At 62.1% G+C, this 21,366-nt stretch carries 21 protein-coding genes; 3 read left to right on the top strand and 18 right to left on the bottom strand.

Annotation, left to right across the window (positions count from 1 at the left end):
* Position 1: 1 nt before the first annotated feature.
* Genes D8U70_RS02475 through D8U70_RS02405 form a run of 15 tightly spaced genes read right to left on the bottom strand, consistent with a single transcriptional unit; the run spans position 2 to position 13,893 of the window.
* Complete coding sequence (locus D8U70_RS02475) at positions 2–727, bottom strand: class I SAM-dependent methyltransferase (RefSeq protein WP_130928234.1); 726 nt, start codon at positions 725–727, stop codon at positions 2–4.
* Positions 724–1,971, bottom strand: a complete 1,248-nt coding sequence (locus tag D8U70_RS02470; protein WP_024011286.1) for an NAD(P)/FAD-dependent oxidoreductase — start codon at positions 1,969–1,971, stop codon at positions 724–726. Before D8U70_RS02470 ends, D8U70_RS02475 begins: the two co-directional genes overlap by 4 nt.
* On the bottom strand, positions 1,958–3,121 hold the full coding sequence (locus D8U70_RS02465) for a sodium:proton antiporter (RefSeq protein ID WP_130928233.1): 1,164 nt from the start codon (positions 3,119–3,121) through the stop codon (positions 1,958–1,960). The genes D8U70_RS02470 and D8U70_RS02465 overlap by 14 nt, the downstream gene beginning before the upstream one ends.
* Complete coding sequence (locus tag D8U70_RS02460) at positions 3,118–5,448, bottom strand: MMPL family transporter (RefSeq protein ID WP_130928232.1); 2,331 nt, start codon at positions 5,446–5,448, stop codon at positions 3,118–3,120. The genes D8U70_RS02465 and D8U70_RS02460 overlap by 4 nt, the downstream gene beginning before the upstream one ends.
* Positions 5,432–6,034 (bottom strand): outer membrane lipoprotein carrier protein LolA, encoded by a 603-nt coding sequence (locus tag D8U70_RS02455; protein ID WP_071174163.1) that lies wholly within the window; start codon positions 6,032–6,034, stop codon positions 5,432–5,434. Before D8U70_RS02455 ends, D8U70_RS02460 begins: the two co-directional genes overlap by 17 nt.
* Positions 6,031–6,456 (bottom strand): acyl-CoA thioesterase, encoded by a 426-nt coding sequence (locus tag D8U70_RS02450; RefSeq protein ID WP_071174164.1) that lies wholly within the window; start codon positions 6,454–6,456, stop codon positions 6,031–6,033. Before D8U70_RS02450 ends, D8U70_RS02455 begins: the two co-directional genes overlap by 4 nt.
* Positions 6,449–7,993, bottom strand: coding sequence for an aromatic amino acid ammonia-lyase (locus D8U70_RS02445; RefSeq protein ID WP_130928231.1), 1,545 nt, complete (start codon positions 7,991–7,993; stop codon positions 6,449–6,451). The genes D8U70_RS02450 and D8U70_RS02445 overlap by 8 nt, the downstream gene beginning before the upstream one ends.
* On the bottom strand, positions 7,974–8,921 hold the full coding sequence (locus D8U70_RS02440) for a glycosyl transferase (RefSeq protein WP_016772029.1): 948 nt from the start codon (positions 8,919–8,921) through the stop codon (positions 7,974–7,976). Before D8U70_RS02440 ends, D8U70_RS02445 begins: the two co-directional genes overlap by 20 nt.
* On the bottom strand, positions 8,918–9,652 hold the full coding sequence (locus D8U70_RS02435; protein ID WP_130928230.1) for a glycosyltransferase family 2 protein: 735 nt from the start codon (positions 9,650–9,652) through the stop codon (positions 8,918–8,920). The genes D8U70_RS02440 and D8U70_RS02435 overlap by 4 nt, the downstream gene beginning before the upstream one ends.
* Positions 9,645–11,324 (bottom strand): acyl-CoA synthetase family protein, encoded by a 1,680-nt coding sequence (locus tag D8U70_RS02430; protein WP_130928229.1) that lies wholly within the window; start codon positions 11,322–11,324, stop codon positions 9,645–9,647. Before D8U70_RS02430 ends, D8U70_RS02435 begins: the two co-directional genes overlap by 8 nt.
* Positions 11,321–11,866 carry a hypothetical protein gene (locus tag D8U70_RS02425; protein ID WP_122705098.1) on the bottom strand — a complete coding sequence of 182 codons (546 nt, stop codon included), beginning with the start codon at positions 11,864–11,866 and terminating at the stop codon, positions 11,321–11,323. The genes D8U70_RS02430 and D8U70_RS02425 overlap by 4 nt, the downstream gene beginning before the upstream one ends.
* Positions 11,863–12,117, bottom strand: a complete 255-nt coding sequence (locus D8U70_RS02420; protein ID WP_016772026.1) for an acyl carrier protein — start codon at positions 12,115–12,117, stop codon at positions 11,863–11,865. The genes D8U70_RS02425 and D8U70_RS02420 overlap by 4 nt, the downstream gene beginning before the upstream one ends.
* Before the next feature lie 9 nt (positions 12,118–12,126).
* Positions 12,127–12,402 carry a phosphopantetheine-binding protein gene (locus D8U70_RS02415; protein WP_039756723.1) on the bottom strand — a complete coding sequence of 92 codons (276 nt, stop codon included), beginning with the start codon at positions 12,400–12,402 and terminating at the stop codon, positions 12,127–12,129.
* Entirely contained in the window at positions 12,380–13,192 is an 813-nt protein-coding gene (locus tag D8U70_RS02410; protein WP_073471622.1) for a lysophospholipid acyltransferase family protein, read from the bottom strand. Before D8U70_RS02410 ends, D8U70_RS02415 begins: the two co-directional genes overlap by 23 nt.
* Complete coding sequence (locus D8U70_RS02405; RefSeq protein WP_073471623.1) at positions 13,168–13,893, bottom strand: beta-ketoacyl synthase chain length factor; 726 nt, start codon at positions 13,891–13,893, stop codon at positions 13,168–13,170. The genes D8U70_RS02410 and D8U70_RS02405 overlap by 25 nt, the downstream gene beginning before the upstream one ends.
* 356 nt (positions 13,894–14,249) lie before the next feature.
* Between D8U70_RS02405 and D8U70_RS02400 the strand changes: the two genes are divergently transcribed.
* Positions 14,250–15,020 carry a ParA family protein gene (locus tag D8U70_RS02400; RefSeq protein ID WP_016772022.1) on the top strand — a complete coding sequence of 257 codons (771 nt, stop codon included), beginning with the start codon at positions 14,250–14,252 and terminating at the stop codon, positions 15,018–15,020.
* 131 nt (positions 15,021–15,151) lie between these two features.
* Here the strand turns inward: D8U70_RS02400 and trxC are convergent, their stop codons facing one another.
* A complete protein-coding gene (trxC, locus tag D8U70_RS02390; RefSeq protein ID WP_024011297.1) occupies positions 15,152–15,586 on the bottom strand; it encodes a thioredoxin TrxC in 435 nt (144 codons plus the stop codon).
* A 193-nt stretch (positions 15,587–15,779) separates the two neighbouring features.
* On the opposite strand from trxC, the gene D8U70_RS02385 reads away from it, so the two are divergent.
* On the top strand, positions 15,780–16,076 hold the full coding sequence (locus D8U70_RS02385; RefSeq protein ID WP_071174172.1) for a type II toxin-antitoxin system HigB family toxin: 297 nt from the start codon (positions 15,780–15,782) through the stop codon (positions 16,074–16,076).
* The gene (locus D8U70_RS02380; RefSeq protein WP_024011299.1) at positions 16,073–16,474 is read left to right on the top strand and encodes a transcriptional regulator; all 402 of its coding nucleotides are present in this window, start codon (positions 16,073–16,075) and stop codon (positions 16,472–16,474) included. The genes D8U70_RS02385 and D8U70_RS02380 overlap by 4 nt, the downstream gene beginning before the upstream one ends.
* A 6-nt stretch (positions 16,475–16,480) precedes the next feature.
* Here the strand turns inward: D8U70_RS02380 and selO are convergent, their stop codons facing one another.
* Both selO and mscK read right to left on the bottom strand, forming a co-directional pair.
* On the bottom strand, positions 16,481–17,944 hold the full coding sequence (gene selO / locus D8U70_RS02375; protein WP_110644856.1) for a protein adenylyltransferase SelO: 1,464 nt from the start codon (positions 17,942–17,944) through the stop codon (positions 16,481–16,483).
* 48 nt (positions 17,945–17,992) lie between these two features.
* Positions 17,993–21,346 (bottom strand): mechanosensitive channel MscK, encoded by a 3,354-nt coding sequence (gene mscK, locus D8U70_RS02370; RefSeq protein WP_101156543.1) that lies wholly within the window; start codon positions 21,344–21,346, stop codon positions 17,993–17,995.
* Between the last annotated feature and the right edge of the window lie 20 nt (positions 21,347–21,366).

Raw genomic sequence — 21,366 nt, 5'->3', positions numbered from 1 at the left:
ATCAGGAAACTTCCACTTTTGGTTTGCGCGCGACGACGTTTACCAGCGTCTCTTCGCGCTCACCGAATGGCTTGGGTTTGCTCAACCCCAGCCGCTCCAACAAACCAAAATCCTTCGACCGGCTCCACCACAGATACGGGTAGGAAACATTGCGCTCGGCAAACTCGAAACCCTGCTCGCGGATCATCTGCAGATAGCCGGCGGCGCTCTTCTGTACGTGCATCGGATGGCGGAACAGCCAGCGAATCACCCAGGTATCAATGTAAGCCTCGGTGGATTCGGCGAACAGCAGATAGCCGCCCGGCTTGAGCACGCGATAGAACTCGGCCAAGGCCTTTTCCTGCTCGACCAGATGATGGAAGGTCTGGTGGCAGAACAGCAGGTCGACGCTGGCATCGGCGACGTTGAGCGTGGCGCAATCGCTGCCGATCAAGTCGACTGGCATGCCCAGGCGCGTGGCCTCTTCGGCGCTGAGTTGCAAACTGTGCGGGTCGGCGTCGACGCCGATCAGGCGCTGCGGGGCGAAGGTCTGGCGCAGGTGGCCGAAGGACTTGCCCTGACCGCAACCGGCGTCCAGCAGCACCGGGTGTTCCGGCAGCGGCTCACTGAATAATCCACGCAAATCGTTGATCGCCACGCGCAGCACATGGTGCTGCCAGGTGTGGCTGCGCAAGAACCAGAGACCGAAGCGGGTTTCCTCGACGTAGCTGTCGCTCAGGTAATTCATGAGGCGTCCTGCGCGCAGAGTTGGGAAATCATCTTCAGCCGGCGCCGAGCTTCGCTTACGAACGGGTTGCGCTCGTCCCAGGCATAACCGGCGAGGATCGAGCAGATCATCCGGCGAATCTCCGCCTGGCTGTCCTCATAGAAAATCACGTCCTGGAAGGTGCCGGCGTACCAGCCTTCGACGTAGCAACGGAAGGTATCGACGCCGCGTTTCAACGGTTCGGCAAATTCGCTTTGCCAGTCCACCGTTTCACCCTGCAACTGACGGTGCAGCACGCCGGCAGCCATGCTCGCCGAACGCATGGCGATGGTCACGCCGGAGGAGAACACCGGGTCGAGGAATTCTGCGGCGTTGCCCAGCAGCGCAAAGCCCGGGCCGTGCAGGGTTTTCACATTGGCCGCATAGCCGCCGAGGGTGCGCGCCGGGGTGTCCCAGACCGCGTTGTTCAGAACCCCGGCGAGGCTTGGCGTCTCGGCGATAAAGCTGCGCAGGCAGGCATCCAGGTCGCTGTCGCGGCCCTGAAAATGGTCCTCAGCAGCCACCACGCCCACCGAGCAGCGGCCGTTGCTGAACGGGATGGTCCAGAACCATACATCGCGATGCTCGGGATGGGTGGTGACAAGGATCTTTTCGCGGTCGAACGCCGGGTTGTCGATGTGATCTTCGACGTGGGTGAACACCGCCTGACGCACCGGGAAGTTCGATGGTGCTTCCAGATCCAGCAGACGCGAAAGCACGCGGCCGTAGCCGCTGGCGTCCAGGACGAAATCGGCTTCGACGCGATACTCGCTGCCATCTTCGCGGCGCACATCGAGTTGTGGTTTCGCCTGATCGAAATCGACGCTGACAATCGCATCGCCATAACGGATTTCCGCGCCTTGCAATGCCGCTTGATCGGCCAGCAACTTGTCGAAATCGGCGCGCTGCACCTGGAACGTGGTCGGCTTGCCGGCGGTGAAGGTGTCGCCAAAATCGAAGGCGCTGTAGCGCTCGCCCCAGGCAAACGCCGCGCCGGTCTTGCGCTGGAACCCGGCGGCGTTGACGGCGTCGAGCATGCCGGCTTCTTCGACGAAATCCAGGCAGTGGCTGAGCAGGCTTTCGCCGATGGAGAAGCGTGGGAAGTGCTGGCGCTCGAGCACCAGCACATCGTGGCCCTTGCGCTTGAGCAGGGCAGCGGCGATAGCACCGGACGGGCCGGCACCGATGATCACGACCTGACGGGATTCCATTTCAACGATTGGCACGTGAGCTCCGGGGCAGAGGACTGTTCAGATTCAGGGGCGCGCGATGCAGGCCGATCAGGGCCGGCAGCAGCGTCGCGATCAGGCCCATCAGCATCAGCGCGAAATACAGCGCCGGAGTGATGAGCTGTTGTTGCAATAGCAGATTGAGAAAGACGATTTCGCTCAGGCCGCGAATGTTCAGCAGCACGCTTTCGCGCCAGCGGCTGGCACCCGCGAACGAGGCGCCAGCCCAACCGAGGCCGAGCCAGTTGCCGAGCAGTTTACTGACAATCGGCAACAGCAGCAGCGCCGCCCATTGCCCGGCGTCGAGGCTGGCGAGGGCGCTATGGACGTCGATCTGGACGATGCCGAACGTGAGGATCAGCGGGATCGCGATCCACGTCTGCAAGCGGCTCATCCAGCGTGCCGGCAACGGCAGCACCAACGGCACTTTCAGCAGCGCCATGCACAGCAGATAGCCGATGCCGAAAATCAGCGCGTTGAGTTTGTAATGCTCGGCCATGACCAGCAACGCGAAGAAGCCGAGGCTGTAAGTCAGCGGGCGACGCACGCGCAGCAGGTGCAAAAGCAGCGGCACGCCGGCCATGGCCACGGGCAGCAACAGGCTGCTCAAGTGCAGGCTGCCTTGGGCGAGGCCGAACAGCGTCCAGCAGGTCAGATCGATCAGGATCGCGGTCTGCACCAGCCGCCGCGTGGCAGTGGGCGGGTAATCAATGTGACGCAAATACAGGTACAACACCGGGATCGCCGTTATGGCGAAAACCAGTCCGATGGCCAGTGCGTTGAGCCACGGCTGCGACGGCAGCAACCAATACGCGACCGCCAACCCGCAAGCGAACGGCACAGCGAAACTCGGCACAGCGATTTTTACGCTCTGGCGATCCAGACGTAGATCGATGACATCGCTGAGGATATGCCCGAGCAGCGAGGCGAAGCTCAGGCTGTAGAGGTTTTTCAGCCAGTCCGGAGCGATCAGTTGTGCGCCGCTGAGCTGCCAGCCCGGCTCGATCCAGAAGTACATCAGCAACGGCAAGCCGAAGCTCGCCAGCAGTAACTGGCTGACGATCGGAATCAGGCCGAAGTGACGGCCGACCCGGGTCGCCAGGGCAAACAGCGCCAAAGCCAGCAACCAGAAGCCGAAGACCATCATGCGGCTGGCTCCGCAACCGGTTCATGGCGCCCGGCCCACGGCGCGAGCATGAAGCTGAAGGCCAGGCCGAGGCTTACCGACAGGCCGAAATTGCTCACCGCCGGCGTACTGGAGACCGCCAGCAGGCCGAACGATAGCCACGTGGTGACGGCGGCGAGCAAGGTGCCGAGCAGACTTACCGCTGCGCCGCCGACCTGTTCGCGCATGAGGATTGCGTAATCGACGCTGATCGCCGTCACCAGCAACAGGCCGAACAGGCTGAACAGGGTCAGCGGCTGACCGAGCCAGCCAAGGCTGGCCAGACTGCACAGCGCCGCCAGCAGCGGCAGGGCGACGATACGCAGGGCGCCGGTCAGGCCGAACGGCAGCATCAGCACCAGCACGATCAACACGCAGGAGGCCAGTTTCAGTTCGGCGGCGCTGATCTGCGTGGCGGCAAAGACCGTGTTCAGGTCACCGAGGCGATCGACCAGCACCACCCCCGGCAAATCGAGCGCCTGCACGCGCAACAACGACGGATTGTTCAAGCCCTGCAAACTGGTCATCGCTGCGACGCCGTCTTCAGTCGGTCCAAGCCACAGTGTCCGATACGGCTCACCGAGCGGGCCGGCCAGCGCGGCGTCGATGTCTTCGGCGGGCAGGGTCTGCAATTGCTGCAATTCATTTTGCAACGCAGCCACCGGCACGCCGAGATCGAGCAGCGGTTGCCAGAACGACGGCAGCTTGTTCAGTGATTCACGCACTTGCTGTTGCTGGCTCGGCGCGCTGACCAGTTGATCGAGGGCCAGATAACCTTGCAGTTTGTCGAGGTTGACCAGTTGCTGCAGGCGCTCGCTCAGCGCTGCCTGGCGCTCGAGCAATTGCTCCTGATTGGCCGCACGGACGAGGAAGAACTGGCTGGTCGGTTGATACCCGGTGATGCGCGCGATGGTCTGCGCTTCGTCGGTCAGATGCTGCGGCGCGCCGACCCATTGGCGGATATCGTTTTTGCTCTGCAACTGCATCAGGCCGCCGACGCAGAAGGCGATCAGCACGGCCAGCAGCGCGGGCGTGCGAATGCAACCGAGCAGCGCCTCACGCAGATGAATCAGGCGTTCGGCCAGGCGCAGCGGCCATTGCGCCGGGCGCAGTTGGACATTTTTCAGCAGCGCCGGCAGCAGGCAGACCGCCGACAGATAGGCACCGAGCAAGCCGGCAGCGGAGAACACGGCGATCTGCGTCAATGCCGGGAACGGCGTCCACGCCAGCGCCAGGTAGCCGATAACGCTGGTGATCAGGCTCAGGGTCAGCCCCGGCAAGGTCAGGCGCAGGGCCGGCCAGCTGCGCCAGGGCTTGAGACTCCAGCTCTTGGACAGATAGTGCAGCGGGTAATCGACGGCAACGCCGATCAGACTCGAGCCGAGCACCAGCGTCATCACATGCATGTGGCCGAACAGCGCAACGCAGGCCACCGCGCCGAACAGCATGCCGACCAGCACCGGGACGAACGCCAGCAACACGCCCCAACGGCGAAACGCCAACAGCAGCAACAGCAGAATGCCAACCGTCGCACCACCGCCGACCCAGGTCATTTCGCGGGTGGCTTGTTGCTGGCCGTTGGCGGCGTAGAGCAGGCCACTGGCGGCGAGCAACTGCACGTCGCTTTTTGCCGCTTGTTCGCGGCTGTGCTGGAGCAGCTCTGCCACTTGCAACGGCAGGTTCATGTCGAAGGCATTGCCGGTGGTGCGCGCACGCAGCATCACCCAGCTCTTGCCGTCGGCATCGGCGACCAGTGCGCCGCTGCCGATGTCCAGTTGCACTGCGCCATGTTTCGGCTGGCTGTTCTGGATGCGCCCGGTCAGGCCGAGCCAGTCGTCCTGGCTCGGCACCAGGGTGAAGCCGTTGAACGGATCGAACAGCGCCTGCACCCGCTGCTGGATGAACGCGTCGGGGTGCTCGCTGAGTAACAGCCGATCATCCGCCGAGAGCATCGCCAAACGCCCTTGCAGCAATTGCTTGCGCAGCGCCGGCAAGTCGGATTGCAGGTTCCACTGCACGGTTTCGAACAGACCGCTGGCCTGCCATTGTTCGCCCAGTTGCTGAGCCATGTTCAGTGCTTGCTGGCGATCGGCGTGACCTACCAGCACCAGCATTTCGCGATTGAGCGGTTCTTGCATGCGCTGTTCGGCGCGCGACTCCAGCGCATCGGGACTGGTCCCGGGTACCAGCTCCATGAGATTGGCCGACAGCGGCGCACCGTCGCGCCACTGCCAGGCAGCCAGCGCGACGACGGCCAGCAGCAGGCTCAGAAACAGCCAGGGCAGCTTGCGTTCACTCGGCAAAGTCATGTTGCTCCGCTTCGCTCAAGGGTTGCTCGGCCGTGCTGTCCTGCATGCGCAGCAGGGTGCTGTCGCCCTGGGTTTCCAGCAGCTCGATGGTTTGCACAAGGGCGCCGCCATCGATATTGATCTGCTTGAACACTTGCTTGAGCAGCATCGAACGCGGCGTCAGGGTCAGTTGCCACTGCTGCGCCGTGCCGCTCAGGGCCAGTTCGAAATCGCGCTGCAAACCGCTGCTGTCACCTTGCAGCACGGCGAGGAACAAACGGTTCTGCTCGGCGCCGGCGCTCTTGTTCGGCAACAGTTGCCAGCCGTTGCTGTCACGGCGGGCGATGCCATTGGCGGTGATGCGGTAATCCTGTTGCAGCGGAGTTTTCAACAGCCACAGCAAGCCATGATTTTTCGCGAGGACGAAGCTGCCCTTGCTGATCAGCGGCTGCGGCAGGGCGCGCAGGTGTTTTTCCTGGATGAACTGGCCGTGGATAACATCCGGTTTCGCCAGTTGTTCACTGAGTTGTTGCAGGTCGAAGGCATTGGCCCATGACGACAAGACCAGCAGCGTCAACGCGCCGAGGCTTCTGAAAAACACATTCATCGCAGCATCCTTTCTACGGCATCGGTGAAGACTTTGGGTGAAGCCAGTTGCATCTCTCGGCTGCTGACTTCGACAGCGACCTGCACGGAGCTTGCGCGGGTCAGGCGTTCGCCGGTCTGCAGGTCGCTGATCAGATAGTTGATCTTCAAACGGTTTTCCCACTCGACCAGACTGGCGCGCACGTTCAGCCGCTGGCCGAACACCGCGCTGCGCACGTAGCGCAGTTGCAGGTCGATGATCGGCCAGGCGTAACCCGACTCGACCATGTGCGTGTAGTTATGGCCGATCTTGTCCAGCAGCGCACAGCGCGCCACTTCGAGGTATTTGACGTAATGGCCGTGCCAGACCACGTGCATAGTGTCGACGTCGAAAAACGGCACCAGAATCTCGGTATCGGCATGAAGCACTCCGGCACTACGCATGCAGCCTCCAGTGTTGCGCGGCGATGCGTTGCAGGCACAGGCGCAGTTCGCCTTCCAGCGCGCGGTCTTCGATGACCGGCGGGAAGTCTTTGCCGAGTTCTTCGTGCATCGCCGCCAGTGCCGGCGGCAGCGGACGCGCATCGAAGGCTTGAGCGCGCAGCCACACGCCCTGGTTGGCGGCGAGCAGGGTGGCGGCGGCGACCTGTTCGGTCAGCTCCAGCACGCGAATCGCATCACGGGCGGCGATGGTGCCCATGCTCACCTTGTCCTGGTTGTGGCATTCGGTGGAGCGCGAGAACACGCTGGCCGGCATGGTGTTCTTCAACGCTTCGGCGGTCCAGGCGCTGGTGCCGATCTGCACCGCCTTGAAGCCGTGATTGATCATGGCCCGATCGGCTGGCGCGCCGGATAGGTTGCTCGGCAAGCCATGGTTGTAGCGCTCGTCGACCAGCAACGCCAATTGCCGATCGAGCAGATCGGCGACGTTGGCCACGAGGTTTTTCAGGCTGTCCATAGCGAACGCAATGTGCCCGCCGTAGAAGTGCCCGCCATGCAGAACGCGCTCGGCTTCGGCATCGATGATCGGGTTGTCGTTGGCGCTGTTCAGCTCGGTTTCGATGAAGCCGCGCAGCCAGTTCAGGCTGTCGGCCAACACGCCGAGCACATGCGGCGCGCAACGCAGCGAGTAGCGATCCTGCAGACGATGCAGTGGCGCGGTTGGCGCGTCGATCGCCAGATCCTTGCGCAACCACGCGGCGACCTGCATCTGCCCCGGGTGCGGCTTGGCGGCGAACAGGCGTTCGTCGAAGTGCTCCGGATTGCCTTGCAGCGCGACGACATTGAGCGCGGTGATGCGCGTGGCCAGTTGCAGCAGGTAATCGGCGCGAGCGAAGGCGAGGCAGGCGAGGCCGGTCATCACCGCCGTGCCGTTCATCAGCGCCAGCGCCTCTTTCGGACGCAGCACCAGCGGCGTCCAGCCAAGCTCGCGATGCACGTCGGCAGCCTGACGACGTTCGCCACGGAACAGCACTTCGCGCTCGCCGGACAGGGTTGCGGCGACATAGGACAACGGCGTCAGATCGCCGCTGGCACCCACCGAACCCTCTTCGGGAATCAGCGGCAGGATGTCGTATTCGAGAAACGCGTGCAGACGCTCCAGCAGTTCGACGCGCACCCCGGAAACGCCGTGGCACAACGACTGCAAGCGCGCCGCCAGCACCGCGCGGGTCGCCTGCGCGTCGAGCAGTTTGCCCAGGCCGCAACCATGAAAGGTGTAGAGATGACGCGGCAGCGCCTCGACGTGATGCAGCGGCACCGCGACCACGCAGGAATCGCCGTAGCCGGTGGTGACGCCGTAGATCACGCCTTCCTTGTCCAGCAGCGAATCGAGAAACCGCGCGCCCTTGGCGATGCGCTCGCGATAGTCGGCGTCAGCCTGCAATTGCACGGGCGCCTGACGGTTGGCCAGGGCCAGCACGTCTTCGATGCGCAAAGGGCGTTCGCCGAAGGTTACCGGCTCATGGGTTGGCGTCGTCATCGGTCTTCCAGAAAGGGTAAAAGTTGAACCATTGCTGCGGGGCTTCAAGGCAATAGTGACTCAGGCGCTGCGCGTAGCGGGTGGCCCACTGATGAATGACCTGCTCGCGCTCGCGGCGTGTCCACACCACCGCGTCGGCGAACGGTTCGAGGGTCAGGCGATAGTGGCCGTCGGGTTGCTTGAGGCACATCAGCAGATTGACCGGGCACTTGAGCAGGCCGGCCAGCAACCACGGGCCTTGCGGAAATGGCGCCGGGTGGCCGAGAAAATCCACCGTCACGCTGCGCCCGCCGTGCAGTGGCACGCGGTCACCGGCAATCGCCAGCCACTCGCCGCGTTCCAGCCGTTCATGCAGTTGCAGCATGATCACCGGGTCGAGTTCGCTGACCTGAATCAGGCGCAGATTGGTCGCCCCGGCCTCGCCAAGCAAGCGGTTGAATTGCTCGGCGTGCTTGGTGTGCACCAGCACGTTCATGGTGACCTTTTCGCCGATCTCCGCCAGCGCCCGGCAGACTTCGAGATTGCCCAGATGCGCGCCGACCAGCAGTTGCCCGCGACTGCCGCGCAACTGCTTGCGCAGCAGCGCCGGGTCGATGATTTCGATCTGCTCGATGCTCAGCTTGCCGTTCCACACATCGAGCTTGTCGAGCAGCGAATCGGCGAAGGTCATGAACTGGCCGAACACCCGCCAGTGGCTCGGACGCAGGTCGTCGCGCTGGCTCCACGCGGCCAGCCGCTGCTGGTACTGCCAGGCACTGCGCCGGGCGATCCGGCCGAACAAAAAGAAATACAGGACGATGCCGTACAGCAACGGACTGAGCAGGCGCCGGCCGAGGACTTTGGCGGCGAATGCAGTGAATTTCATCAGCAGGAAACTGCCGCGCTCTTCGCGGTCGGCCCAGTGCTTCTTGTCGACTTCTTCACTCATGGTTTCCACCGCCGCCAGAGAATCAGCGGCCAACGCAGCAACATGCCGAAGAACAGCCGCGTGTGCATGCTGGAAATCAGCGCGTTGTCATGGAAAAGGCGAAAGTGCGATACACCGTCCAACGGGTAATGCACGCTGGTCTGCAGCCAGCGCATCGGCTGACTGCGCCAGGCCAGCCGCACAAGGATGTCCGAGTCGAAATCCATGCGCTTGCCGACCTTGGCCGAATCGATCACCGCCAGAGTCGGCGCCAGCGGATAAACACGGAAGCCGCACATCGAATCGCGAATCTGCAACGACAGGGTGTTGATCCACACCATCACGTGGGTCAGGTAGCGCGCGTACAAACGCCCTTTCGGCACGCTCTCGTCGAACAGCGGATAGCCGCAGATCATCGCCTCGGGATGGGCGCGGGATTCGCCGACGAAGCGCGCGACGTCGTGCAAATCGTGCTGGCCATCGGCATCGACCTGCAAGGAATGGCTGTAGCCCAGACGCGAGGCTTCGCGCAGACCGGTCATCACCGCGCCGCCCTTGCCCTGATTGGCCGTCAGGCGCACCAGAAAAACCCCGTCGCGCTCGGCCAGAGTGTCGAGCACCCGCGCGCAGGACGGCTCGCTGGCATCGTCCACCAGAATGCACGGCAGACTTTGTGCGAGCAGGGCATCGACCACGGTGGTGATCGCGGTTTCATGGTTGTACACCGGGATTATGGCGCAGGGGTTATGCATGGGCAGGCCCCAGGAGAATGCGTCCGCTGGAACAGGTCGCCGTGTCATTGCGATAAGCGAAATACAACTTGCCGCGCTCGGCATCGAAACGCAGATGCAGCTGGATTTCATCACCCGGGCGCACCAGTTGCTGGAATTTCAGCACTTCCATTCCGGCAAACGCGCCGTCCAGCTTCAGCAACTGCCGACCCAAATTCAGCGCCCATTCCACCTGCACCACACCGGGCAACACCGGTGCCTTGGGAAAATGCCCGCTGAAGTAGGCCAGATCCGGCGGCACGCTGAGTTGCAGGCTCCATTCGCCGTCGCTTGCGCTTTGCTCCAGCACTTCGGGGGCTTTGGGTCGCGCGGCCAGCAGCAACGCTTCGACGTCGGCTTGCGCCAGTTTGCCCTGGCTGTTCAACGGCATTTGCCGCAGCAGGCGCCAGCGTCGGGGCAGGGCGAGGGCTTCGCAATGTTGGCTCAGATGTTTGCGCAGGGTTTCGGTCAGACCACGGCGGCCATGCTCGCGCAGGGCGAACAGGCCCGATTCGCTGAGCACCAGCAGCGCACCGAGCGAGGCGCGGTTTTCCTGAACCACACCGAGGCGCGCCTCGGCGACCCAGTCATGGGCTGCCAAGGCCTGCTCGAGCATCGGCAGCGAGATGCGTTTTTCTTCCAGTTTGACGATGCGGTCCAGTCGCCCCAGCAGTTCAAAACGACCATCGGCGGCGATGCGCGCGGCGTCAGCGCTGTGTTCGACATGGCCGGCAGGCAGATAAGGCGAAGAAATAAGCAGGGCGCCGTCGCTGTCCTGGCTCAGTTCGACGCCAGCAAACGGTTGCCACAACGACTCGCCCTGACGCCAGGCGATACCGCCGGTTTCCGAGCTGCCGAGGATTTCCGTCGGCCATTGCTGTAAGCGCTGGTGCAGGCTTTGCGCCGCTTCCGGCGGCAACGCGCCCCCGGAGGAAAACACCCGGCGCACCGCGCTCAGGGCCGGCCAGTCGAGGTTGTCGCCCATGCGCTTGAGCAGCGCCGGGCTGGCGACCCAGGCGAAGGCCGGGTATTCGCGGCTGGCGCGTTGCAGGTCTTCGGAGAACGCCAGTTGCCGGCGCACCAACGGGCGCCCGGCGCACAAGGGCCACAACACGCGAAACAGCAGGCCATAGATGTGTTGCGTGGCGACACTGCCGATGATGCAGGCTTCGCCGAGGTCTGCGCCCCACAACTGTTCCAGCGCTTCGACCTCGTTGGCCAATTGGCGCAGGGTCTTGTCGATGCGCTTGGGCTCGCCGCTGGAGCCGGAAGTGCACAGGCTCAGGCGGCATTGATCGAGATCCAGTTGTGCTCCGGGCAGTTCGGGCTGAGTGAAGTCGTCCAAGTGGGCGTCGCCGGATTGATCGGTCAGCCATAGATCGACTTCCTGCGACCAGCGCTGACGCGTCTGCGCTTGCAGATCCGCCGGCAGCAACACGCTGACGCCGGCACGCCACGCGCCGAGCAGGGCGATGGCGAGGTCGGCGGCATCTTCCAGATGCACGGCCAGCCTTTTCACGCCTCGGCTTTGCAGACCCGCGGCAACGCTCAAGGCCTGCGCTCGCAGTTGCGTGTGATCGAGGGCCGGCGCCTGGCAGATCGCCCGTGCCGGCAGTGCCTTGAGCAACAGCTGCTCAAGTTTTATCCAATTCATGTACGGCCTCTTACCCGTTGTCGTATCAGCCATTCAATGGCAAACATCAGGCCGATCAATCCATAGGAGATCAGGCCGGTGTACAACATCCACCAATCCAGCGGCGCCCACAGGGTGAGGAGGGCGGCGCACAAACCGTTGCAGAAGAAAAACACGCTCCAGGCCAGCGTCACCTTGCGCGTATAGCGAATGGCAACCTGCGGCAGTTCCGGCTCGCGCAAGCGCGCCAGACGCTCGACCATTGGCGGGCCGTATTTCAGGCTGGCGCCGAACAGCACCAGCATGAATGCGCTGATCAGCACCGGGTACCAGCGCAGCAGCTGCGGGCTGTCGAACACCGCCAGCAGCAGGCAGAACACCATCGCCACGCACGCCATCCACAGGCTGCCGGGCTTGCGTTCGCCGGTCAGGGCGCGCGCCAGCCAAAGGCCTCCCAGCAGCAGCGCAAATTGCCACGGGGCGAAATGCTCCATGCCGAAATACACCGCAAAGGGGTACAGCAGACCGGCCAGCAGCAGGCCCAGGCCGATCAGTCGGCTCATGCGGCCGGTTGAACCAGACGGAACACCGCCTCGACCACGTCACCGACGGTGCGCACCGATTTGAATTCTTCGGCGGCGATTTTCTTGCCGGTCTGGCGTTTGATGTGATCGATCAGGTCAACCGCATCGATGCTGTCGATTTCCAGATCCTGATACAGATTGGCGTCCATGCTTACGCGGGCCGGATCCAGCTCGAACAGCTCGACCAGGGCATCGCGCAGGGTGTTGAAGATATCGTCACGAGTTTGCATGGTCCGGTCTCAAGCTGCCTGTTTTGCCGTGACGAATGCCGCAAGGCTGGCCACGTTGGTGAAATGGTTGCGGGTGTCTTTGGCATCGGCGTCGATCTTGATGCCGTATTTTTTCTGGATCGCCAGGCCCAGTTCCAGCGCGTCCACGGAGTCCAGGCCGAGGCCTTCGCCGAACAATGTCTGCTCGTCGCCGATGTCCTCGGGGCTGATGTCTTCGAGGCCGAGGGCATCGATGATCAGCAGTTTGATGTCACGCACCAGGCTAGCGGTGTTCAGTTCGCTCATCTGCGGCGAGCTCCTTAATGAAATAGTCATGCAAATAATCGTTGAGCTTGCGCGAGGCCTGCGGTGCGGGGCCTTGCGCGGCGAAGGTCTGTGGGTCTATATCGGCCCCCACGCGAAAACTGAAGTGCACGCGGCGATGGGGGATGCGATACCACGGCTCGGCTTTGGTCAGGGTGGTCGGGCTCACCTTGATGATCACCGGGGTAACGATTTTCGCACCGCGCAGGGCAATTGCCGCCGCCCCCCGATGAAAGGCCGGCGCCTGCCCCGGCTGGGTGCGCGTGCCTTCGGGGAAAATGATCAGGGTCTGGCCGTCCTGCAACGACTGCGCGGCCGCGTCGAGCATGTCCATGCTGCCGTCGTTGCTGATGTACTCGGTGCGGCGCAGCGGGCCACGGGTGAACGGGTTTTCCCAGAGGGTTTTTTTCACCACGCAATTGGCGTGGCGCACCAGACCGATGAGAAACACCACATCAATCAGCGACGGGTGGTTGGCAATGATCATCTGCCCCGGCCGGCCGAGGCGCTCGGCACCCTCGATGTTGTAAGTGAGCACGCCGGTGCGGGCCATGAAACGCACGAAAAACCAGAACAAGCGACTGACCGTACGCCGCGCGCGCAGGCGATGGACCAGCGCGTCACCGGGCAGGCAGGCGAGCAGCGGAAATACCAGCAGGCGCAGACACAGCCCGCCTAGCCCGAACAAGGCGAAGCTCGCAGCAGTGGCCAGCAGGCGCCAGTAGTAGGCGTCGCGGTGTTTGGCGGTCACGGGTTGCGATGCCAGGTCCATACACGATTTTTCCACGCATGTTGGCAGTCAGGTTGCTGGCCGAGCAGGGTTCGCAGCAGGTTGAGCGCGTGCGGCCAGTGCGCCTTTGACCGGGTTTCGGTGCTGCTGTTCAGGGTCAGCCGCCAGTCGGTACCGGGCGTGAGCAATAAACCCAGCGCGTAAGGGAACGGCACGTCATCGACCCACTGCGAGTACGCCTCGGGCGGTTGCTCTTCGGTGATCACCAGCAGCACCGCCGGGGCGCCTTCATCAAGCAATGCGGCCGCTTCGAGCATGCCATGTTCCAGACCATCGCCAGCCGCCGCTAGGGCGGTCATTTCGCTGGTTTCACCGCGCATGATCGACCACAAACCGATGATCGCGTTATGCACTGAAAGGCTGAATTGGGTTGGCGACAAGGGCTGTTCGGTGGCCAGATCACGGAGGATTTCAAACGTGCGTGGGGTTTCGCCGTGCCGCGAGACGAACACCAGTGGCAGATGGACCCGGCCTTCGGCCAGCGGCCAGCCAACGCTGAAGGCCATCCGCGCCAGGCGGCTGAGGCGACGGCGTTGCATGGCCGGCAGAAACGACACATCGGGCGCGGCATCACTGCTCTGCAGCACGACCGGTTGTCGGCTCCAGGCCTGCCAGGCGTCCACGCTGTCGAGCCCCGGGGCCCACGCGCGCCATTGGGCGATGTTGAAGTTGATCACGGACATTCATCCCGCCCCTGCGGGCTTTCGTTGACGCGTTGAGTCGCCAGCGCCGCAGCAGGCTTGGCTTGGCGCAGGGCGCCGGGTGGCGCGCATTATCCCGGTGCGACGGGTGTGTAGCAAATGTTGGTTACATTTTGCCCAACAAAATGTACCGAGCGGTTCGCTGCATGGCTATCACTTGGCCATTATCCAGATTTGACGCGGCGTGTCTGTCAGGTGTCTCTGCGATGGCTGGCGGTTTTTTCCATGTCTGGGCGTCGATTTTTACACCTGACGACGTAGTCCATGTCCGTGAAGGTAGCGAAGCGCGGTCACCGCCAACTACACTCGGTCATTCTTTGATACACGGAGGTTTGGTCATGCGGCGCGTGGTGTTCAATCAGAAAGGTGGCGTGGGCAAATCCAGCATCGCCTGCAATCTGGCGGCGGTCAGCGCCAGCGAGGGTTATCGCACGTTGTTGGTCGACCTCGATGCCCAGGCCAATTCCACTCAGTATCTGACCGGGCTCACCGGCGACGATATTCCGATGGGCATCGCCGATTTCTTCAAACAGACGCTGTCGTCCGGGCCATTTTCGAAAAAGAATCAGGCGGACATCTACGAAACCCCGTTCGACAACCTGCACATCATTACCGCCACCGCCGAGCTGGCTGACCTGCAGCCCAAGCTTGAGGCGAAACACAAGATCAACAAGCTGCGCAAGTTGCTGGACGAATTGTCCGAGGACTACGACCGAATCTATCTCGACACCCCGCCTGCGTTGAATTTCTACGCGGTATCGGCGCTGATTGCCGCGGATCGAGTATTGATCCCCTTTGACTGCGACAGCTTTTCACGTCAGGCCCTGTACGGACTGATCGCCGAGATCGAGGAATTGAAGGACGACCACAACGAAGGCCTGGAGGTAGAAGGCATCGTGGTCAATCAGTTTCAGGCGCGGGCCAGTCTGCCACAGCAGATTCTCGATGAATTGATCGCCGAAGGCTTGCCGGTATTGCCGGTGTACCTGAGCAGTTCGGTGCGCATGCGCGAGTCGCACCAGGCCAGCATGCCGCTGATCCACCTCGATCCACGGCACAAGCTGACCCAGCAGTTTGTGGAACTGCACAATCTGCTGGAAGACCACTGATTCCCCGACTCACACGCAAATCCTGTGGGAGCGAGCCTGCTCGCGAAGAGGCCGGCACATTCACCATCGGCGCTGAATGATCGACCGCCTTCGCGAGCAGGCTCGCTCCCACAGTTCTGATTTGTGGTGGGTCAGATGCCTTGGCTACGCAGCCACGCCATCAACTGCGGCAATGGCAACGCACCGCTCTGCCGCGCCACTTCCCTGCCGTTTTTAAACAGAATCAGACTCGGAATCGAGCGAATCCCCAATTGCGCCGACAACTGCTGGTTCGCCTCGCTGTCGAGCTTGGCCAGCCGACACTTGCCCGCCAACTGTGCCGCAGCCTGTTCGAACACCGGCGCGAACGACTTGCACGGCCCGCACCAGTCCGCCCAGACATCCACCAGTAACGGCAGATCGCCCTTGATCTGACTGGCGTAATCGCCCTGCTTGAGTTCGAAGGGTTTGCTCAACAACACCGCAGACTTGCAGCGCCCGCATTTGGGCTGGTCAGCCAGGCGCTCGGCGGGGATGCGATTGAGGCCGTTGCAGGTGGGGCAGGGGATGAGGAGTGGGGTGGTCATGAGCGGAATCCAAAAGAGAGCTGATGACAGGTAGGTGGAGACGTTTGCTCATATTTTCAATCGTGCACCATTCGAGGTTAGACCTAGGCTGAGATTTACCGGACGCACCGTCGGTCTGTCTGCTTCTATCGCACATTGCGATAATCGCGCCCTTCGATTAACTTCCCATAGCAGAATGCGATAAGGATGTTGCATGCATGTGTTTAGCGAAAAACCCATCAGAGAGGCCAAGGAAAAATGGCCACAATCCGCGAGCGCACTGGCGCAGTGGTTTCGACTGGCAAAGAGAAGCTGTCCCAAGGACTTCTCGGCGATGAAATCGATATTTCCTGCGATCGACAAGGTGGGCCAGTTTCATGTCTTTGACCTGGGCGGCAACAAGCTGCGACTGATAGCTTTCGTCAGTTATCGATCGCAGAGGTTGTACATAAAATATGTTCTGGATCATCGCGAATATGATCGGGGCAAATGGAAGGAAGGGAAGGTATGAGCATTTTGATCAAGACAGTGGCCGAGCACTGGGAATATGTCGCTCCGCTGGTTCGAAAGCCGAAGAGCGAAGAGGATTATGACGCCTTGGTGCGGGCGGTCGATGAGATACTCGAACTAACCGGGGAAGATGAGTCGCATCCATTGATGAGCCTTTTGGACATCATCGGCGACTGGATCGAGGAATGGGATCGCACCCATCATCCGATGGCTGAAGCGAGCGGTGAAGAAGTGCTCGGCTATATGATGCGCGAACACGGCCTCACTCAGAGCGACCTTCCTGGCGTGGGTACTCAATCCGTCGTGTCAGAAATTTTGAGCGGGAAACGAAAGCTCAACCTGCGCCAGATCCGCTGGCTCGCTGAACGTTTCAATGTACCGATCGAAGTGTTTATCTGAGTCGACTCACGACGAACAACTGATCTCCAAATGCTTGCCCCACTCTGGCGGTCGCTCGGCGTAACTTTCCATCCCCGGCTGCTCGTCGAACGGTTTGCTCAGCACCGCATGCAGCCGGCGCACCTCGGAATAATCCCCTTGCTCAGCCGCATCGATGGCTTTTTGCGCAAGGTAATTGCGCAGGATGTACAGCGGATTGACCGCATGCATCCGTGCGCGGCGTTGTGCCTGATCGGCATTGCCGTCGCGGCCGACCCGGGCGACGTAGCGTTCGCCCCAGGCATCGAAACCTTTGATGTCGACGAAGTCATCGCGCAGGCGGGCGATAGCCTGTTCGGCTGACTCTTCACCGAGGCGGCGGAAGAACAGCGTGTAGTCGACGCCGCTGTTCTGCATCAGTTGCAGCAGGTTTTCCAGCAGTTGCTGATCGTCGTCCTCGGCGGTGGTGAAGCCGAAGCGGCGGCGCATCAGGTCCAGGTAGTGCGCCTGGAACAGCGGCAGGTACAAGCCGAGGGTTTCGCGCAGGGCTTCGACGCTGATGAATGGCGTCAGTGCTTGGGCGAGGGCGCTGAGGTTCCACTGCCCCACCGGCACCTGATTGCTGAACGAGTAGCGGCCTTGATCGTCGGAGTGGTTGCAGATGAAATGCGCGTCGAAGTCATCGAGGAAGGCGAACGGGCCGAAGTCGAAGGTGATGCCGAGGATCGACATGTTGTCGGTGTTCATCACGCCGTGGCAGAAGCCATAAGCCTGCCACTTGGCGATCAGCTCGGCGTTGCGCTCGACGATCTCGCGAAACATCGCCAGATACGGTTCCGGTTGTTCGAGGCATTCGGGGAAATGCATCGCCAGCACATGTTCACCAAGCTGTTTCTGCTGCTCGGGGCGTTTGGTGTAGTAGAAATATTCGAAGTGGCCGAAGCGGATATGGCTCGGCGCCAGACGCAGCACCATCGCCGCGCGTTCCTGCTTTTCCCGCCAGACCGGCGTGTCGGAGCCAATCACGCAGGCGGCCCGCGAAGACGGGATGTTCAGCGCGTACAGCGCTTCGGAAGCGAGAAACTCGCGAATCGATGAGCGCAGCACCGCGCGACCATCGCCCATGCGCGAAAAGGGCGTCTGTCCGGCGCCCTTGAGGTGCAGGTCCCAGTGCTCACCAGCGTTGTTGTACACCTCGCCCAGCAGCAGGCCGCGCCCGTCACCCAGTTGCGGGGTATAACCGCCGAACTGATGCCCGGAATACACCATCGCCCGTGGCTCGGCGTCGGCCCACAGCTTGTGGCCGCCAAACAGTTGCGCGAATTCTTCGGTGTCGGCGCTGGCCGCATCGAGATCGAGCAAGGCCAGAGCGGCCGGGCTGGCGACCACCAGACGCGGGTTGTCGATCGGCTCGGGCAGCACGTGCGCAGAGAACGCGTCGCCCAGGCGGGCAAAGCGGTTGTCGAAAGTCAGTTCGTCGAGGGCTTTCACGGGCCAGCTCCAGCAGAATGTCCGAGCATTCTGCTGGGACCATGTCGGTTAGTCGAGTTTGCTCGGTGGCGGTTCCGGCAACGGCTTCTGCCCGTCGACGACCGGCACGATGGTTTTGTTCTCGGGTTCCACAGGCACCATCTTGTATTCCTGACCGTGCAGGTTCTTCAGATAAACCTCCATCTGCCGGAACGAGATGTTGATGTGCTGCTTCTTGAACTCGCGATTGATGAAGCGGTTGACCTCATCCAGCACCGGGTTGCGGTCACCGAGATCACGCACATGCATGCGCAGTTCGTGGTCGAGGGTACTTTCGCCGAAGTTGAGGAAGTACACGTGTGGCTCCGGTTCCTTGAGCACACGCGGGTTTTCCCGGGCTGCTTTGAGCAGCAGTTCCTTGACCAGATCCAGATCCGAGCCGTAATCGACGCCGAGTTTCAACGTGACGCGGGTGATGGTGTCGGTCAGCGACCAGTTGATCAGTTGTCCGGTGATGAACGTCTTGTTTGGGACAATGATGTCCTTGCGGTCAAAATCCGTGATGGTCGTGGCGCGGATGCGGATCTTGCTCACCGTGCCCGAGAGGTTGCCGATGGTGATGGTGTCGCCGATCCGCACCGGGCGTTCGAAGAGGATCATGATGCCGGAGATGAAGTTGGCGAAGATCTCCTGCATACCGAAACCGAGGCCCACCGACAGCGCTGCCACCAGCCATTGCAACTTGTCCCAACTGACGCCGAGGGTCGACAGGGTGGTGACAAAACCAACGCCGGCAATCACGTAGGACAGCAGCGTGGTTGTCGCATAAGCGCTGCCCTGGGCCAGATTGAGTTTGGACAGCACGAACACTTCGAGCAGGCCGGGCAAGTTGCGCGCCAGAGCGAAGGTGATGCCGATGATGATCAGCGCGCCGAGCATGTCGCCGATGCTGATCGGCACCATGCTCATGTTGGCGCCGGTGCCGCTGGTGTATTCGTAGAGGGTGATGTTGTCCAGATACGAGAACACCGAAATCAGGTCCGACCAGACCCAGTACAGCGCCGCGATGAAACCGCCGAGCAGGGCCAGGCGGATCAGGCGCAGGGACTGTTCGTTGACCTTTTCGATGTCCAGGGTCGGCTCTTCGATCACCGCTTCGCCGTCGCCGGCCTCTTTCGCCGCCTGCCGCTTGGCCAGCGCGCGCTGGTAAGCCAGACGCCGCGCGGCAACGCTCAGGCCCCGCACAAAGGTGGCCTCGATCACCAGCCAGAACATCAGCAGGTACAGGGTGTTGATCAAGCGATCGCTGAGTTTCAGCGCGGTGTAGTAGTAGCCGAAGCACACCGCGACAAACAGGGCGATCGGCAGCAGGGTGAACATCACTCCGACGGCTTTGCGGAACAGCGAAGCGTTCTGGTGCGTCGGGCTGCTGATCAGCAGGCGACTGAGCAGCCACGCCATCAAGGCGTAGCAGGTCAGCACCACCGGCATGCCGAGCACGTCATCAGCCAGCGCCGCTGGTTGCAACTCGGCGACGGCTACCACGGCGACCAGCGCCATTACTACCAGGCCGAGTCGACGCACCCAGCCCTGAAGGAACTCGACCTGCGGTTTTTCCCAGCGGAAGTGCAATTCCGCCACGCCACCCGGCGCGAGGATCCGGTACGCGGTGTAGAACACCAGCCAGGCCTGGCCCATCTGCAACAGCGCCGCGCCCATGTTGGCGTTCTGCCCGCGCGCGTCGATCTGCAAGGCCAGACCGCACAGCGCCAGACCCAGCGCCACCGGCATCGCCAACAGGATGTTGATCAGAATCGCCTGCGGCGTGTGCCACTGGCTGTCGCGCTTGAAGTGGCCGATGTCCTGGTGAACCTTGTTGAGTCGTCCGTACAGCGCCTTGCGTCGCCACAACAGGGCGCCGATCAGCAGCGCCAATGGCAGGAACAGCAGCGGGCGCTGGGTCAGGCCGTCAGTCAGTTCGCTCAGGCTCGACGCCCAGGGCAGGGTGTTGACCTGCCGCTCCAGGCGCTCGGGCACACCGCGCATCCATTCCACGTCCAGCGGCTTGTTGCTGGGGATCCAGAACATCTGTTCGTCGAGGGTCGCGCGCAGGCTTTGCGCGGTGCTCAGCAATTGTTTCTGGTTGAGCTGCAGGGTGATCGATTCGTTGAGCATCGCGCTCAACTCGCGGTTCAGCCGCTCGAGCAGATCAGCGCGGGTGTTAGCCAGATCGAGCAGGCTTTTGCGCAATTGCGGCGTGACCTGCTCCGGCGGCTGCGTGGCCAGCAAATTGTCGACGTAGGTCGCCGGATTGCTCAGCAGCTCCCGCTGTTGGCTGACATCGAACTGATACAGGCGAATATCGGCAATCTGGTCGGCGAGGTCGCGGTCGACCTTCAAGTGCGGCAGCGCCTGCTTCTGTTTGTAGAGGATTTTCGACAGCAGCAGGCTGCCCTTGAGCACGTTGATTTGCTCGTCCAGTGCCGAATCGCTCTGGGTCAGGGTGTCGAGTTGCTGTTTGGTCTGCAGGTTCTGCTGCGTGACTTCGTTGAGACGGTCGGTGCTCTTGAGCAAATAGTCGGAAAGCTTGAGGTTGGTCGCGCTCTCGCTCGCCAGCAGGCTGCTGCCGCCGGCCTTCTGCGCTTCGATCGATTGCTGGGTAACGGTTTCCTGCGACTGCGCCAGACGTTTCTGGTTGATCAGGGTTTGCAGTTCCTGGATCTCGCGGTCCAGGCGATCGGATTTCTCCGAAAGCAAGTCGTGCTGGGCATTGCCGAGATCCTGCAACTGGGTGTTGCCGGCCAGTTCCTGGCGGCGCAGCGGAATCAGCGCATTGAGTGCGGCCAGTTCGGCGTTCAACTGGTCGCGCTGTTCGGCGGTGACGGTTTTGCCGGTGTCCTTGCCGGATTTGAGGATGGTGTTGATCTGCTGGATGCGCGTCTGGCTGGCGGAAATTTCCGCCTGCGCACGCTCGGGGCGAGTCTGTGCGGTGATGATCAGGCTGTTGGCTTCGGCCAGGGCTTTTTGCAGATCGCTCTGCTGGGTCGAGCGATCGGTAAGGATCTGCTCCAGTTGCTGAATCGACTCCTTAGGAAAACGCTGCGCGACCGGCACCGGTGCGGTGGCCTTGAGGCGGCTCAGTTCGCGGGTATTTTCAATCGTCTGCTTCGGCGCGTTGGCCAGCTGACGCTTGAGATCGATCAGTTTCTGCTCGTAATCACGCTGGTTGTTCAGCTGATTGAGGGTGTTCTGCAGCACGGTCTGCAGGGTCTTCTTGTCGGCGTCCGGCAGTTTGCTGTCGGCCAGCTTGTCGAGGCTGGCCTGCACGGCATCGCTGGACGGTGGTTCGGCAGCATGCAGCGGGCCGACGACAAGACTGAGGCCCAGCAGGGCCGCGGCGAAAAAGGAGCGCAGGGTAGGCATAGAGACCGGTCAAGCAAGTG

This window comes from Pseudomonas sp. Sample_20 (assembly GCF_004307585.1).
In the GTDB taxonomy this organism is placed as follows: domain Bacteria; phylum Pseudomonadota; class Gammaproteobacteria; order Pseudomonadales; family Pseudomonadaceae; genus Aquipseudomonas; species Aquipseudomonas atacamensis.
This window is presented reverse-complemented; position numbering and strand designations above follow the sequence as displayed.